General features: G+C 61.6%; 12 protein-coding genes and 1 tRNA gene. 5 read left to right on the top strand and 8 right to left on the bottom strand.

The window, feature by feature from the left end:
- The first annotated feature begins 31 nt into the window (after positions 1-31).
- Both OCUBac02_RS26675 and OCUBac02_RS26670 read left to right on the top strand, forming a co-directional pair.
- A complete protein-coding gene (locus OCUBac02_RS26675; RefSeq protein ID WP_173050951.1) occupies positions 32-1,480 on the top strand; it encodes a hypothetical protein in 1,449 nt (482 codons plus the stop codon).
- Entirely contained in the window at positions 1,477-2,961 is a 1,485-nt protein-coding gene (locus tag OCUBac02_RS26670; protein ID WP_173050949.1) for a hypothetical protein, read from the top strand. The genes OCUBac02_RS26675 and OCUBac02_RS26670 overlap by 4 nt, the downstream gene beginning before the upstream one ends.
- A gap of 6 nt (positions 2,962-2,967) precedes the next feature.
- Here OCUBac02_RS26670 and OCUBac02_RS26665 read toward each other — a convergent pair whose 3' ends face one another.
- Entirely contained in the window at positions 2,968-3,567 is a 600-nt protein-coding gene (locus tag OCUBac02_RS26665; RefSeq protein ID WP_173050947.1) for a transglycosylase SLT domain-containing protein, read from the bottom strand.
- Positions 3,568-3,779: 212 nt separating this feature from the next.
- Here OCUBac02_RS26665 and OCUBac02_RS26660 point away from each other — a divergent pair, with 212 nt between their 5' ends.
- Entirely contained in the window at positions 3,780-4,064 is a 285-nt protein-coding gene (locus OCUBac02_RS26660) for a hypothetical protein (protein WP_173050937.1), read from the top strand.
- 2 nt (positions 4,065-4,066) lie between these two features.
- On the opposite strand, the gene OCUBac02_RS26655 is transcribed toward OCUBac02_RS26660, so the two are convergent.
- Positions 4,067-4,411 carry a response regulator gene (locus tag OCUBac02_RS26655; RefSeq protein WP_173050935.1) on the bottom strand — a complete coding sequence of 115 codons (345 nt, stop codon included), beginning with the start codon at positions 4,409-4,411 and terminating at the stop codon, positions 4,067-4,069.
- A gap of 220 nt (positions 4,412-4,631) precedes the next feature.
- On the opposite strand from OCUBac02_RS26655, the gene OCUBac02_RS26650 reads away from it, so the two are divergent.
- Positions 4,632-5,381, top strand: a complete 750-nt coding sequence (locus OCUBac02_RS26650; protein ID WP_173050933.1) for a hypothetical protein — start codon at positions 4,632-4,634, stop codon at positions 5,379-5,381.
- 15 nt (positions 5,382-5,396) lie between these two features.
- Here the strand turns inward: OCUBac02_RS26650 and OCUBac02_RS26645 are convergent, their stop codons facing one another.
- Positions 5,397-6,320, bottom strand: coding sequence for a hypothetical protein (locus OCUBac02_RS26645; RefSeq protein WP_173050931.1), 924 nt, complete (start codon positions 6,318-6,320; stop codon positions 5,397-5,399).
- Between the two features lie 64 nt (positions 6,321-6,384).
- On the bottom strand, positions 6,385-7,035 hold the full coding sequence (locus OCUBac02_RS26640; protein WP_173050929.1) for a hypothetical protein: 651 nt from the start codon (positions 7,033-7,035) through the stop codon (positions 6,385-6,387).
- Positions 7,036-7,254: 219 nt separating this feature from the next.
- On the opposite strand from OCUBac02_RS26640, the gene OCUBac02_RS26635 reads away from it, so the two are divergent.
- Positions 7,255-7,330 (top strand) — tRNA-Glu (locus OCUBac02_RS26635).
- A 184-nt stretch (positions 7,331-7,514) separates the two neighbouring features.
- Here the strand turns inward: OCUBac02_RS26635 and OCUBac02_RS26630 are convergent.
- The 4 genes from OCUBac02_RS26630 to OCUBac02_RS26615 form a co-directional block, all read right to left on the bottom strand.
- Positions 7,515-7,973, bottom strand: coding sequence for a hypothetical protein (locus tag OCUBac02_RS26630; protein WP_173050927.1), 459 nt, complete (start codon positions 7,971-7,973; stop codon positions 7,515-7,517).
- A 194-nt stretch (positions 7,974-8,167) separates the two neighbouring features.
- On the bottom strand, positions 8,168-8,881 hold the full coding sequence (gene gmtX / locus OCUBac02_RS26625; RefSeq protein WP_173050925.1) for a gamma-mobile-trio protein GmtX: 714 nt from the start codon (positions 8,879-8,881) through the stop codon (positions 8,168-8,170).
- A gap of 75 nt (positions 8,882-8,956) precedes the next feature.
- Positions 8,957-12,097 carry a VPA1269 family protein gene (locus OCUBac02_RS26620; protein ID WP_173050923.1) on the bottom strand — a complete coding sequence of 1,047 codons (3,141 nt, stop codon included), beginning with the start codon at positions 12,095-12,097 and terminating at the stop codon, positions 8,957-8,959.
- Entirely contained in the window at positions 12,090-13,595 is a 1,506-nt protein-coding gene (locus OCUBac02_RS26615; protein WP_173050921.1) for a tyrosine-type recombinase/integrase, read from the bottom strand. The genes OCUBac02_RS26620 and OCUBac02_RS26615 overlap by 8 nt, the downstream gene beginning before the upstream one ends.
- Between the last annotated feature and the right edge of the window lie 843 nt (positions 13,596-14,438).

Below are 14,438 nucleotides of genomic sequence, written 5' to 3'. Positions count from 1 at the left end.
TGCGCGGGAAGGTAGAGATCTCGCGGAGCCCATGTTTGTGAAGCATCAAATCCCCTTCGAATTCCCGCAGAAGCAGCTCTCCCGGGGCTATCGCGGCCGCTACACGAACTATGCCGTGACGGGCTCGATGGAGATCGAGGTCATCGAGGTCGCCGCCGACGCGGCGCCTGTCGCGCTGCGGATCGCTGCCGACGTGAGCGCGAAAGACTACAGCGTCGACAGCTTGCTCAAGCGGCGGCCCGGGGAAGACGCCGTCGAGATGCGCTGGCATGCCGGATCCTTCTGGATCGACCACGGACCTGCTGAAAAGCTCGATGCTCCCTTCGAGGCGTGGAACGAGACGCATCGGGACTCGCCCTTTCGCAGCCTGACCCGTGTCCAGCGTAAAGGGGAAGTCCGAGAGGCGCCGCTGCGCTTTTTCGATGCGGCCAAGATCCGGGACAAGGTGCAGGCGGAGCGCGAAAAGATCGCGGTGGCCGCCAGTCGCCTCATGATCGTCGAAGGTCGCATTTTTGAGCGCTGCACTGAGCCTGTCGCCATTTTTCAGGCTGGAGAGCACGTCGGCTTCAGCTTCGCGGACGCGGCGCCGGAAGAGGCTGTTTCGTCCCGCTTCGGCAAGAACTTTCTTTATCGAAGCGAGGCGGTAGCCCTAAGTGAGGCTCAAGGGATCGACGGTGTCGAGATCCTGATGCCAGAGGTCCTTCACGCTGATCCGGAATTCGGTGCCACCGTCGCTTCGGTGCGGCATCAGGCGCAGGAGGTTACGCGGCATGCGCGCCACCTTCCTGTCGATCAGGTCCTCGCGATCAAGCGCCTGAACGAGACGCTGGTCGGGATCGGCAACCATGCTGAGCCGTCCCTGCTCGCAGCAGTCGAGCACTTCGTTGAGACGGCGGTTGATCCACAGGCGGCTGCTCGCTTGTTGGCGATCGAGGCGTACACCGCCGTCGCAGTCGAGCATTTTACCCAGAGGCCGGCAAACCCCGTTCAAGAGGCGATTTCTGGTCATCGTCAGGCAGCCCATTCGCTCGCTGACCTCATTCCCCGGCTCAAGGGTGACATCACCTCTCGGCTCTATCGGGAGCAGGAGCATGGGCCGCGCCACCTCGACGACGACCGCAGATCGGGCCTGTCGCGGGCGTCGACGGTCTCGGAGGTCTTCCGCGCCGCCAGGCTTCTTGAGACCAATGCGGTGACCCTCCTTGAGCAGGCTCGGGCAGGCGACGTCGACGTCATTCTCGTCGAAAGTGGGTTGCCCTACGTCAGGAAGCTCGACAAGCGCGAGACCGGGTCCGCCTGGATCAACTCGGGCTCGATCCCCGAGCTGGTTGGCGTTCGATTGGTCTATGCGGATGCACCGGATGAGCCGGTCCACGCGTTCTCCAAGGCCTGTGATCCGGAGATCAAGCAGCGTGCCCTCGATCTTGCCTACCCTTCTCTCGATGAGCCGCCACAGCCGGCGATGGAGATCCGGTCGTGATCATCCAGATTCCATTCGCGTACCGCATCGGTGTTCGCCGGCCGCGGGCGCGGAACTTCTCGCCCTTCTGGAACCTCGCTGTCGGCACGCTGCAGATCGCTGAGATCGAAACTTCCTCGGTCGAGCTCATGTGCCAGGTGGCGAACACGGATGACCCGACAGTTGGGCGTGTGTCGCCGGTGTTTCGGCAGGTCAAAACCCCGGAGGGGGAAACTCGGCCATGCAAGGTCTACCGGATCAACGGGCGCCTCTTCGCGGAGACTTGTTCGATCGAGGACCTTGAGAATGACGCAGTTTCGATTGGCAATCCCTTCGACGTGTCGCTGTATGGCGAAGGGCTGCACTACTCCCTACTGAGGTCCGACGAGCTCGACCGCGTCGGGATGGGCAAGGATGTTCCCGATCATCCTCTCACGGCGGCGGAGCTGCCTGGGTTCACGAAGGGTGAAGTGGCCGCCGTTGAGGACGATCGCGGCGCCGCTCGGCTCAGCCTTCTGCAGCGTCGGGCGAGCGAGCTGCGGTTGCTCGATGGTATGGTCCTCGCCCCGGTGGGTGAGCCGCGGCTCGCCGTCGTCGTGACAGTGCCTACCTCGTGGCCTTCAGCTGAGCAGGTCGTCAGAACCGTTCATGTTCGCATCGAGGAAGCACCAGCGCGCCCGAGCGCCTTCCGCTGGGCCGTTATCGGTGCTCGCGGACACACGGACTTCACCGATCGGCTCCATTACGCCCTCGACCGGATTCCGCAGGCCCTCGATGCGGCAGAGCGGCTAGAGGAGTTTGCCCGGGCGGATGGTTTGGCCGAGCGGGCTCCCTTGCCCTTCGTCGAGCACCTGAGTGCAGGTTTCCTCCGCGAGGATGGTTCTTCCCTCACTGTGGTTGCGGGAAGACAGATCTCGGAGATTCCCGCGGTCCTGGATATGCCTGAGGAAGCGATCGCCGCGTGGGTCGACGTCCGAGACGCAGCTCGCGAGTTTCGGTCTGGCACGACGCCGATCGTGGATGCCTTATGGGCATTCGAGGCTGCGGCGAACGGGTCTGATGTTCAGAAGATGCCGCTCTGGGTTGCCGGCGAGGCGGGGCGCGAAGCGGATCACGCGGTCGCCGTTGGGCGCGCCTGGTCAACGGCGGGTGCCGCGCCCGACACGCCGTCGGATCGGACGGTTGCCTGGGAGTCAGGGAGTTTCCGCGACCTCCCTCATGGCATCGGTGATGAATTGAAGGAGCTGTTTAGCCCCGGCGAACACGCCCTCGTCATCGTTCGCCGGAACATGCGGACGCCGGACATGTCTGAGAGAAGCCGTAAAGGCTGGATGGCTCTTGTCTTCGATGGGGCCGGTGCCGCGCTCGGCGAGGCCAAATGGGGCGATACCATCGGCATCGAGGACGAAATGCGCGCGACGGCGCAAAAGCATTTCGAGGCGAAGATCGCTCGATCGCTGACAAACCAGGCTGCCGCCGAGCTCGCAGAGTTCGGGCTCTAGAGAGCGTTACTGCTGAACGAAGCGCGCCGCCGTGGCAACATCAGCCATGGCGAGCTGCACGGTGCCGCGCTCGATCCAGCCATCAGCCGGCAGATTGGCGAAGGCCAGTACCTTCGTTGCGTAGCCCTGAGTGCGCGGCCCATGGATGCGCGTGTTCGGGCCGCCATGATAGCGAAGGACGGCCCAGCGAGGTCCGGCTTCGAGGAAACCCTGCCTGAGATAAGCGACGCCATAGCGAATGTTTACCTCGGGCCTGAACAGGTCGCGGATGGACCCACGATGCCCGAGACTCCTCGCTGTCCGCGGCAGGATCTGCATGACGCCCACGGCGCCGGCCGATGAGCGAGCCATCGGATTGAACGAGCTCTCGACCTTGGCGACGGCGAGAGCCAGGTCTTCGGGCACGCCTTGCTTTCGCGCCTCGCGCGCGACCGCCTCCGCGATCAAGCGTCGCTGCTTGCCAGACGGCCGCAGCTGGGCTGGTGCTGCAGGCTTCGTCTCGACGGATGCTGTCGGAGGCGTAGCCTGGAAAAGTGCGCATCCGCCGAGGGTGCAAGAGATGACGGCGGCAAGGGCCACTCGGCCGGCTCCGGACAAGGTCAGCATCACGCTGGAACGACTCCACGTTACTCTTGAGCAACATTGCAAATCGAATCCATCGCGCGATCAACAAGAATCCTTGACGCTGTCCACCGGAACACACGAATCAGAGAGCAGTCCTTTGTCGAGAGGGCAGATGGTGGATGAGGGTCCTTGCGTCGTGGTCTCATGCGAGGGCTGCCGGTAGGGTTCCAGCTCAGATCGGAAGGAAGCACCCAATGGGCTTGAAGGACCTCATCGCGCGGCAAGGCAGCAACCCCACTCTTCATGACCCGGCTGAGGTGCTCCACGCATCCAGCGCCGATCGTGCGCGCTACGCAGGCATCTTCGTCGCGTCGCTAACGATGGTCGCGCCTGAGGACCTGGAAGCGTTCTGGAAGCAGGAAAGGAAAAACCGCCAACGACTCAGCATCCGTGAAGGCGATGAGAATTGGCGCAAGATGGAAGATGCGGTACGCCTTCGGCTGCAGGAGCTATCGCCGGCGCCCGAAATGCGCATGTAGGCTCAGCGTTTCAACCCGATAGACGCGATCGCCAGCTCAAGCTCTTTCAGGCCGAAGGGTTTGTGAAGCATGGGCGCGGCGGGATGCCAGGCCGGACGGGCTGCGCCGGAAGTGATGATGAATGGCGTCCCTGCCGCGAAGAGCGCGTCTGCGACGGCTTCGGTGTCGCCTTCCCGCAGATTGATGTCCAAAAATGCGAGGTCATACTCGCAACGGGCTTCTGAAAGTGCTTCGGGCATGGTCTGAGCGTGCGTTGCTCCCGCGAAGCCGGCATCCTCCAGCAGCTGCTCCATGAACAGGGCAATCACTGCGTCATCCTCGACTATCAACACCTTGGTGTCGCGCATCAGGTGACATCTCCGGGCCGGCTCAGATAGGCTTCCTGTAGCAGCGAAAATTTATTTGGGCGACCCGTGAACCAAAACCGTTCTGACCGCGACAAATGACCAGAACGCGCGGTGCGAAAAATTTTCGATCGCCCTGCGGGTACGAAGAATGCAATGGATTCGACCCACGATTGATTGAGATCCTCGAGGTTAGATCAAGCGTGGTACAAGGAGTGAGCGCATGAATCTTCAGGGACGCGCCAACAGCTACATCATCATTGCCCGGGCGCCGAATTTCGTTGCGCCCTTCGATGATGGCTGCTGGCACCTCGTCGCGGAGGGCAACAAGTATGCCGACATGCGCACTGCCTTCGTCGAGATCGTGCCCGGCGTCGACGAGATCAACGGCGAGCTCATCATGGCTGCCATCATCAGCGGGAAAAGCGGCCTGGAGCTGAAGGGCGTCGTTCTCAAGGTTCGGAACGGGCTTGTCGTTCCGAAAGCCTCGGAGATCGTCGAGGACGCGCAGGACCAGCTTCGCTGCTTCAATCTCGTGGTCGAGGCCGGCAAGAACTCGAAGGATCCGCAGCGCTGGCGCGACTTCCTCGCCTCGATCGATTTCGACGATCTTCCGGAGGTCGTCATCCATGCTATTCATCGTCAGTCGCCTGTGGTGGTCTCCTTCAAGCGACCTCCCCGCAGCAAGCTGACGGAATTCATGGAGAGCCGCCGGGGCCTGATGGCAACCGTCGCAGCCTCGCTCGCCGCCCTCGCCTTCGTGATTGCTGGCGTTAGCGCCATCACGAGCTCCAATGCCGAGGATCGTCGCCGGACGCTGGAGCTGCAGGCCTATGCGGCCTTCCGCGATGGCGCGATGGATATCGTGCGCTCGGATGAGAATAAGGTCTGGTTCACCCGCACCCGGATGTACCCGGACGGCACGAGCCGCGTCATCGACCAGTACTCGCCATACAGCAAGGCCCGCCGCTGAGGCGCTGATCCTCGCTCAGAAGGTCTCGGAGAGGTCGATGCGATATTGCGCCGGGGCGATCTCGACCCCGGCGTTATCGCGATAGCCGATCAGGAGACGCGGGATCACCAGGCTCTTCCCGGATCTGAGGACCCGGCGATGCGACCTACGCCAGTGAAGGCGCGGCGATGATCGTAGCTGCCCCTGACTTTCCTCGCGATCGCCGCGCATCCGGGCCGCCACGTCTCTCGGTATGATCGAGACCATCGTGTGCGGTGCGATCGCGACGCGGCCGCGTTTGATCCGTTGCTTGTTCAGCTTCTCTGGCGCCGGAACGCGATCAATCTGCGTGGATCGCGATGAGAGCATGAGGGTGAGCCAACCGACGAAGCCGGTCTCGCCGCTCACGCGTCGTGCATAATCCGCCCCCGTCAGCTCGGCTCGGGTGCGGCCGACATTGAGCGGATCTCGCGTGTCGATGCTCAGCCCTTTACCGTCTGTCGCGGGAAGGACCAGCCAAACTTCACCGGTGAGGTCGCCGTATTCGCGGACCCAATGGCCATCTATATCGATGGCCTTGGCGTGCTGCATGGTCCGCAGGGCTCGCACGCAAATTCCGCTTCCGGGGAGTTGCTCGACCAGGAAGCCGAAGATCTCGCGGTGACCAGGCGCGATCGTCACGCTGGTTTCGAACCAGCAGGTCTCGAAGGGCAGTGGGATGAGGCCCTCTGCAAACATTTCCTGCTCTTCGGCCTCAAGGCCGGGCAGATCGATTGATCCCTCCCCGTCGAGCGCCACCGGCAAGTTCTCAAAGACGAAGACGGCGGCCTTCTCCATGCGCCGGGCGAAATCCTCGGCCGTCGACTCGATAGCGCTGCGCGGAGCGTTTGGGCTCAGGCAGATGACCGGGATGCCATCATCCCGGTAGCGCAGTCCGTCTATCAGCTTATGGTGGATCATGGGCCCAGGATTGCCGTCGCCGATGTAGGGCTGTCAATCCTGGGAAGGCGAGACACCTGCGCGTCTAGGAGGCTGTCGGTTCGCCGAGATACCACCGTTCGGCCCCCTTGGTTGCCTGCGGCAGATCCAGTCGTTCAGAGGCCGGGATAATCGCCACATCGGAAGCCGTGGATCGTGTGACGAAGGCATGGGCTTCCGACCGGGTCGCGAACGTCGAAGAGTGGGCCTGGACACCGTTCGCGCCTGGAAAGCCAGCCTTTGCCTCATCGAGCCAGGAGTTCGAAGAGTAAATGCTGATTGCTCGCTTCTCGGCGGACGCCGGGTAGATCTCGATGAAGGTGGCGACGGTCTTCGACTGGACGCGGATGCTCACCGTCGAGGCGATCATCGGTTCCCAATCGGCCGGACGTCTGATTCCCAGAGCTTCGTCAAGCGCGTCCGGATTGGTGTCCAGTCCGTCGGCCAGCCACGCATAGTGCTGCTTGCTGCGAGCGGCGAGCCAACGCCGGAGCCAAGGGCCGAGCATCGGGTCATAATCCACGCGCTCAGCCACCGGCCAATGTGTGGTGAAACCGAACTCGCCATCCAGGGTCTTCTGCGCGGACGGATAGATCTCAGCCACTTCCCAGCGCGGCGCGGGACGATTGACTGCGTGCTCGAAACGCTCCGTAGCTTGGTCCTTGTTCTTATAGAGCGAGAGGTAGGCTGCCCTCACGCGGGCGCGATCCTCATCGGTCGGCGCCAGGTGGTGGATCAGCTCAACCGGATGCCGCAACACAAGGCAAGTGGACGTTTTCTGGCCCCTCCGGACCTACCAAGTCCGCAGTGGTCGGGAATTGGCAGTGGTAGGCCTACCAACTTTGGATTTTCCGCTTGCGGAAGGCTTCAAAGTAAAATAGCGAAGCCGACAAGCTTCGTGCTGATTTAATACCGCGCGCCCTTCGTCTAGCGGTCTAGGACACTGCCCTCTCACGGCAGGAACAGGGGTTCGAGTCCCCTAGGGCGCGCCATTTCCTTCCCGAAATTTTCGAACAAGCTGAAAAATACTTTAGCTGAGCGCGAGATCGGGTTCGCTCGCTCGTACAATCGTGTTTGATTAGATCGAATGGCGATGGTTTTCGATCCGGCGTGGGGCCTCGGTGCCTCGGCTGCCGCGAAGCTGCGCCGCGCGTGGAAGTCGGTCTTTCCTCGGATTCAGCCTGCCACCTTTTCCGTCACCGATATGATGAACTGGTTGATCATCTCGACATAGGGTAAGGCATCGGCGTCCGCTAGGTCGAAAGGCCCGTATTTCGGGTCGATGAGTTCATGGACATACAGCTTGAAGCTTGAGTTCCCCACGATACGGAACGAGGCCAGCTGCTTGCCGGAATCGGAGAGTGATACAGTGATCGTTCCGGCGGTGGCCTTGGAAAGCGGCACCACCTTCTTGGTCAGAGTTGCGCGGCTCCCCTTGAATGCCTCGTTCGCCTGACGCAGACATTGGTCGACCCGTGCCTCGGCGGCTGCGAACAATGCGGTCGCGTTGGAAAACGAGCGTTCCTTCTCCTGCCGCTCCGCATCGGCGGCTGCCTTGGCCCGGCGCTCTTCATCGGCGATCAGGTCGAGGCGTCCGACAAGTGCGCTGGCAGCCTTCTCGAAGGGATTACTCATCTTTTCTCCTCATGAAACGTGGCGGTCGGGCCATTGCCAAGTGACGCGAGGCTTTCCCCGCCGACAGCATGATTTATGCTTGAGGCGATCGAAGCGGAAGATAGACGTCCAAATTCTTGAATAACGTCAGCCTGTCACTTTCCAGATCGAAGTCATGGGGTCGTGTGCGCGGACGTCCCGGGATTCCGGAATTTTCACTGCGGCCCCTCTGCGATCGCGAGGATTTTGCGCAGCGCGCTGACGAAGCCGGGATCGGCCAGATCACGCCCGTCTCGGGTGGTGACGCTGCCGTCCTCGTGCTCGGCAAGGCCGCGAGATTTCAGCTTCCGTTCGGCAACGAAGTCTCGGATGGCCTCGACCTCACTCTCGGCGAGTTGCGGGAGCGAAGTCCTCTGCGAGCCCGGAGGTGGCGTGCCAGGCGTCGCGACCAGGGTAATGGTAGGCGCGTTTTTCACTTGCCTGACGATGTCGAGCTGGCTCTTCAGACTTGTATTCTGCGCGATCAGGAGCTTGACCTGATGCCGAAGGGTCGGGTCCGGGATTGAGCTGAGCTCGGTGTAATCGATGATCTCGCCTGGTTTCGCCTTTCCCATCTTCCGTGGGCGCGCGAGGATGACCTCGCCGGCGTCCTCCCAGGCGCGATAGAGCTCTAGATAGGGGTTCGCTCCTCCTCGCTTGTTGCGGATGGAGGACTCGGCGATCGACTGGTCCTTGGCAGGGAACATCGCGGCATAGGTCGACAGCACCAAGGGAACGGTCAGCCGCTGCTTGCCGTTCATAATCAGATGCGAGCACGCCTCGTTGAGGTTCCGAAGCTTGACCCGCACGGTGTCGGTGCTCGCTGCCTCCACCAAGCGCTTCAGGATCTCCTCAACGACCTGGGTCGCCTGCTTTTCTGCGTCCGACAACCTTGCCTCCCACCACTACACAAATCGACAAATTGAGCGAGCACCCGGCGCTTGCGCTCCCCCAGGGAGCCGGGCTTACTGCTCTGTCTCCGATGCAGTCAGCTCAAGGACCGCACCAGGTTGCGGTCTTGTCTCTAGGCGCACCAGCGGGGCCCCGATTGCCCGCCTGACGACATCTTCAAGCGGCTGCTGGAGTCCGAGATCCGCCAGTGTCTTGTGCCCCTCGATCAGATTCTGGGATTCCGAGGCCCCGAGCTTCGTCAGCAGGAAGGCTGACATCGCATCGGCGGCTTTCCGGCGCTCCTCCGCGGAGAGCGGCCCCAACGTGATGGGGATGTAGCCGCCGTTGTAGAGGATGCGATCGAGGAACTGGTCGCGTTCCCGTTCGAGGTCCGCGGATTCCAGCGAGGGATAGAAGCGGCTCATCTGAACGACGGAATCGGTGAGCTCGAACCGGGTCGACTCCCGTCCGGTCAGTTCCGGGATCCCATCATCGTTGATCAGCATCGGCAGTTTGTCGCCTGCGTCCTGCCGACTGATAGCTCGTATCTTCTCGACCAGCGTTAGCGTCGCGTGGAAGTCGGTGAAGACCTGGTCCCGCGCATCACTGTCCGCCTCCAATTCCGCCTCGATGGCCATGATGCGCTTGCGGAGCCCTGAAGGAATGACGTGTCCCGCCGTCGAGAGCTCGTGACGTTCGCGCTTGAGGTCTTTCAGCCGGGCTCGGCTTTGCTCGATCCGAATGCTCAAGGAGCTCGCTTTGGCCGATTGCATATTGGCATGACCGGCCAGCGGTATCAGGAACGGCAACCCGGTGATGAAGAAGCGGCAGCGGACGCAGTTGCGCGGTCCGCCTGGCACGGGCAGATACCCGCCGGGCTTCCGATGAGACTTCCCACCCTTCCGTATCTGCGGCTCGCCGCCGATATGGCATTGCACGCCGCCGTTGGGGCAGATGCCGATATCGGGACTGCTCCACGAGTTCGCATCGGCGTAGAGGCCTTTGGCTTGTTGGAGTCCATCGTCCTGAAGGCGGGCCGTCATCTTGGCCGCCTCCTCGTAGGTCGTGTTGAGCAGGGTCGATCGGAACTGCGAGGTATCGTTCGCCAGCGCTTTTTCGCGAGCGGCCGAAAGAACCTCGCTCACATGCAAGGGATCGAATTTGACGTAGCTCAGCGTCATCAAGATCGTTGCATGCCCGGCAACGAGCTTGCTGAGGATCGTGATCGGGACGCCTTCACTGTAGAGCGTGGTGATCGTCGACGATCGCAATCCGTGAAGCGTGTAAATGGCCTGCCGCGGAGATCCGCCAGGCTCTCGCCGGGTGATGATCTTGATCGGGTTTTCCGGGTCCTCAAGGTTCAGCCGCCGCTCCAGCTCCTCAAGCGCCAGATTGAAGAACAGATGCAACGCTTGGTAATTCGGAGGCGCCTCATTGCCGCGATACCCTGCATTCAACGGATATCTGAACAGATAAAACCGATCAGGAAGGTTGCCGGCGACCGACTCTGACGCCTCGTCGCTGCGTAGGCCAACGGGCGTATCCGAAGACGACAGCGGCCGCTCAACTGGATTGTAGCGCTCCTGCCAGGCCCGCATCGCCGCGAGGTTCTCGATGACATCGAGAAACTCCCACGGGATCTCGTAGCCCGACATCTCGTCGAACTCCTTGTTGCGATCCTGGGTCTTGTTCGAATTCACATAAAAGCCGGTGATCGACCCGCCGTTACGGCCCGCCGACGGTATTCTCCTTAGAACGCCGCGGCGTCGATTCCGAGCGCCCATCTTTCGCCAGTAACCGGCTGCAGGGCCCGGGTTCTCGACCCATTGGCGAGACGCAGGGGACCATGCCTCGTCGTCACCCTCGCCGCTGTCGAGGCGCCTCGCCTGTACGCTGCGAAGCGGTAGGTCGAGCATAAGCAGCAAGAGACGCGGAAGGACCTCGCAGAAAACTTCCTGACCCTCGCCGGTGACCGGGTCGATGTGGGTGATCCATTCGGAGGGGCGATCCTTTTTTAGCAACGATTTTGGCCAGGCGAAATCGTTCTCGCGGATCAGATTTTTCATCTCGACATGCAATCGCGCCGGCATTGGCCGCGCCCGAACTTCCGAGTCTGACGACCGTGAGGCGGCTGGAAGAGACTGTCGGAAACGATCGATGTCGGCGTTTGTTAGCCCGAGTGCGATCTGCGGGTGACCATCCTCGTCGCGACTTTCATCCTGCACCCAGACGCAGAAATCGAAGATTTTGGACAGGCACTGAAGGCGTTGGTCCGGGGTGCTCCAGTCTTTCGCGGCGGCCATGAGCGCCTGCATATTGCTACGGCGGAATGCCGTCGCGACCTCAGCGACGTCCTCTGGCGGGCATGCCTTGAAGCCGAGAAGCAGCAGATCGAGCGCACGACGATGTTGCTTCTTCTGCAGGAATTTCTGGCTGTCGAGGAAGCGCTCGAACAACTCGTCAACCCATAGGAGATGGGGCGCACCGATAGCTGTGTCCGACTTTCGCTTGGGCCTCTTCCGTTCGCCAACGCGGAGGAAGGACTGACCAAGGCCAGGGTCTTCTCGTTGCTCTGAAAGCGCCTTTGCGACGCCGCGGATTACCGTTTTATGCCACTGAGAGAGCCATGGCGCCCACACACCGGCCGGCCGCACCATGTCTGCGAGCATCAGAAGGTGCTCGCGCTGGACGTCGTCGATCGTCCGGACATTGGTCGATGCCAGCTGGAACGCCAGAACGACGCGGTAGATGGCACCGATGTGGTTATCCCTGTCGCGCCCGGTCTTCCTTGCAATGAACGGAAGACGCTCGATCGAGGCCTTGGCCTCGTCCTGGAGCTCACCGGTTCGAGCGGCGATCTCATGCAGCAGCTGGGCGGATAGCGTCCCGAGCGCCGATTGCCCCCAGATGAAGCCGAAGGGGAACAATGCGGCCTTCTGCTCCCAGAATTCAAACAGAGGCTTCAGGGCATCGATCTTCTCGCCATGCGTCTTGCTCTCGCTGGCAATAAGCTGGAATGCCTCCAGCAGGTAGCCTTCGGTCGTGATCGCACCGGTAAATCGAGCCAGCTGATCCTCTTCATCGACGTCGTGGCTCGCCTCCTCCCAGTCTTCCGGAAGGATCGCGAAGTTGTCGGTCAGCGGGTTGAACCAGCCGTTGCCGATAGGCGTGGCCAGACCTAATTCGGGAGTTTTCGGAACGACGCGATCAAGCAAGGGTCGGTCCCCCCGTGATAAAATTATGGAGGTCGAGCAGCGCGCGGCCGCTTTCATGGCCAAGCGGCGGAGCCGGGATCGGTTCGCCTCTAGAGACAGCGCTCAGCACCTCGTTGACGCGCTCCTTCGTCGGAACGGTGTAGGGCACCTGCGACAGGAATTTTCGGTGGTGCAGCCCCTTCCTGATGATCTGTGGCGGAATCCCCAGCTCAGCCAAGGCTTGGCCATATCCATGACGCAGGCCGTGCGTCGTGGTGCCTTCGTTCTTCGCGTGAGGGAGTCCTATCCGCCGGACCGCGGCCTCATGGTTTCGCGAGTAGGCCTGCGCCGAGTATGGATCGCCAATCAAAGCGTCGGCGTCTTCATTTCGGTCTTCACCTTCGCTGACGAACAGGAATGGGTGATCGGAGCCCCCGCGACGCTTGCGCTCCTCCATGATCGGCCGACGCACATGGCGGACGTAGCCGAGATAGAGAACCCAAAACAGCGCACCGGCCCGCTCGTCGAGCCAGTAGACAAATGCTTGATAGTCGGAGTTGAGGTCGAGGCTTTTCCAGCCGACGTGATAGCGGCCGCGCGTTACCAGGTGCCTCGGCTGCCTCTGGTACAGACGATGAAGAGCCTCCTGCCGTGTGACACGGACGGTTCCGCCCCGCAGTCCATCCGGGATCTCGATTCTTGCTTCCGAGGGATGGTTCAGGACGACGAGCGCATGCTGCGGCTTCTTGGGCTCCTCGACGACATCCTGGACCCACAGATGCAAGCCCTCCGAGCGGCGCAGGCCACCCCAGCCATCCAATAGGGCAATCATCTGGTCGCGGACGTTGTATTTCAGAAAGGGATTGGTCTCGCTTTCCTTGCCGGGCCGCAGATGTCCTTGCCAAAGCAAGCGCTCGATGTGGGCAGCAGGGAAGAACTTGTAACCCTCCGTTCCCATGCCCCGCGGTGAGGGACCAAAATCTACCACGCTGTCGCGCCGGATTTGATGGGGCCGGTCGATGTGCTTGAGCATCGAGACGTTTCGCAAGCGCGCCCAGATCAGCAGATCAGTGACCGAGAGCGAGTCATCTGGGCGCCCGGGGCGTAGCGTGATTTTTGCCTCTCGATCCTCGTCCTTCCACCAATCCGCGAAGTTCTCAATCGCGCGGATCAACCTGACGGTGCGATCACGCCCGGTACGCGCCCAGATCAGCCCGTTCTTCTCACCGTCGCTGCCATTGGAAAGCATGGCCGCAAAGGAGCGCAGCAAAGCGTAGTGAGGGTTCTGGTTCCCGCCAGCTTTGGCCACCTCCATGACGTCGTGGCCGCAAATCTGGCAATAGTCCCAGAAGAGGCCGACAGCTCGCGCGACGTCGTTTTGCCAGGTGCCGGATCGATAGGGATGCGCGCACATGTACTCAACGAGCGGCACGTAAATCTCGACGCTGTCGTCGGGGCGCCTCAACAGGAGCACCCGGGCTGTCCATCCGTCCCGCATGCCCGAAACCGGCATCGACATCGTCGTGTGGCGTTGTGGATGAGGCTCTGGCAACGGCAAGGCAGCTTGATAGGGCGTCGGTGTCTCGACGCGAAGGAATGGAGGAAGGACCAGAGAGCTAGTCCTTGTGCTTGTGGGCAGGAGTAGGTCGCTCAAGTTCACATTCCGTTACGGACACAAAGGATCTCACGCCCGAACCAGCGGTTCGGGTTGAAACTGTGCGGAGGAAGGAAATCAGAAGCGCGCGCCTTGTGGGCTCGATCACTTCTGGACAACATGAACTAGATCAGGGCGTAGCGATCGTGTTTGGTAGGAATCATAGGGGCAAACAGCGGAAACCTACCATGGCATGGTGGGTTCGGCGCCGCGTGCGTTTGGTATCAGATGGTAGGTTCGGAAGATCGACCTACGTGTTTATGCCCCTATTGAAGCATCCCATCCTACCATCGCTCGGCGAGTGACTCCGTACGAGGTGCACGGCATACCGGGCAGAGATGGTAGGAATTGTGGGGGCGGAAAATCAGATACCCACCATCGAACTCGCCAGCCCTCCCTAGCTGCAACGATGCGGGTCGAAGCGCCTTGGTAGGTTACTGGGGGGCAGCTGCATTCCTACCAACCGCGAGCGCGGAGCCAATTGCGCGTTCACAACGACCGCGTCAGGCTTAGATCGAGCGATGGCGTCGGGGCGCGGGCGTGATGCCACGTTCTGCTGCGCCGATCGATGGCCGAGGCTCAGGGGAACCAACAGTGTGGGGAAGCTACGGTCGAATCTAAGCTCTAAAGCCTTAACAATCCCTTGCGCTGAGCCAGGTTTGAATTCCAACCGTCAGAAGAACCGGGGTCCGCGCCCAGGCTGCTGCG

Source organism: Bosea sp. ANAM02 (assembly GCF_011764485.1).
Classification (GTDB): Bacteria; Pseudomonadota; Alphaproteobacteria; order Rhizobiales; family Beijerinckiaceae; genus Allobosea.
This window is presented reverse-complemented; position numbering and strand designations above follow the sequence as displayed.

What these genes read in the sequence shown, in the direction of transcription:
- OCUBac02_RS26660 (WP_173050937.1), top strand. Translation starts at nt 3,780, where the DNA reads ATGGGCTTGAAGGACCTCATCGCGCGGCAAGGCAGCAACCCCACTCTT.
- OCUBac02_RS26650 (WP_173050933.1), top strand. Translation starts at nt 4,632, where the DNA reads ATGAATCTTCAGGGACGCGCCAACAGCTACATCATCATTGCCCGGGCG.
- OCUBac02_RS26655 (WP_173050935.1), bottom strand. Translation starts at nt 4,411, where the DNA reads ATGCGCGACACCAAGGTGTTGATAGTCGAGGATGACGCAGTGATTGCC.
- OCUBac02_RS26645 (WP_173050931.1), bottom strand. Translation starts at nt 6,320, where the DNA reads ATGATCCACCATAAGCTGATAGACGGACTGCGCTACCGGGATGATGGC.
- OCUBac02_RS26665 (WP_173050947.1), bottom strand. Translation starts at nt 3,567, where the DNA reads ATGCTGACCTTGTCCGGAGCCGGCCGAGTGGCCCTTGCCGCCGTCATC.
- OCUBac02_RS26615 (WP_173050921.1), bottom strand. Translation starts at nt 13,595, where the DNA reads ATGTCGATGCCGGTTTCGGGCATGCGGGACGGATGGACAGCCCGGGTG.
- OCUBac02_RS26675 (WP_173050951.1), top strand. Translation starts at nt 32, where the DNA reads ATGTTTGTGAAGCATCAAATCCCCTTCGAATTCCCGCAGAAGCAGCTC.
- OCUBac02_RS26630 (WP_173050927.1), bottom strand. Translation starts at nt 7,973, where the DNA reads ATGAGTAATCCCTTCGAGAAGGCTGCCAGCGCACTTGTCGGACGCCTC.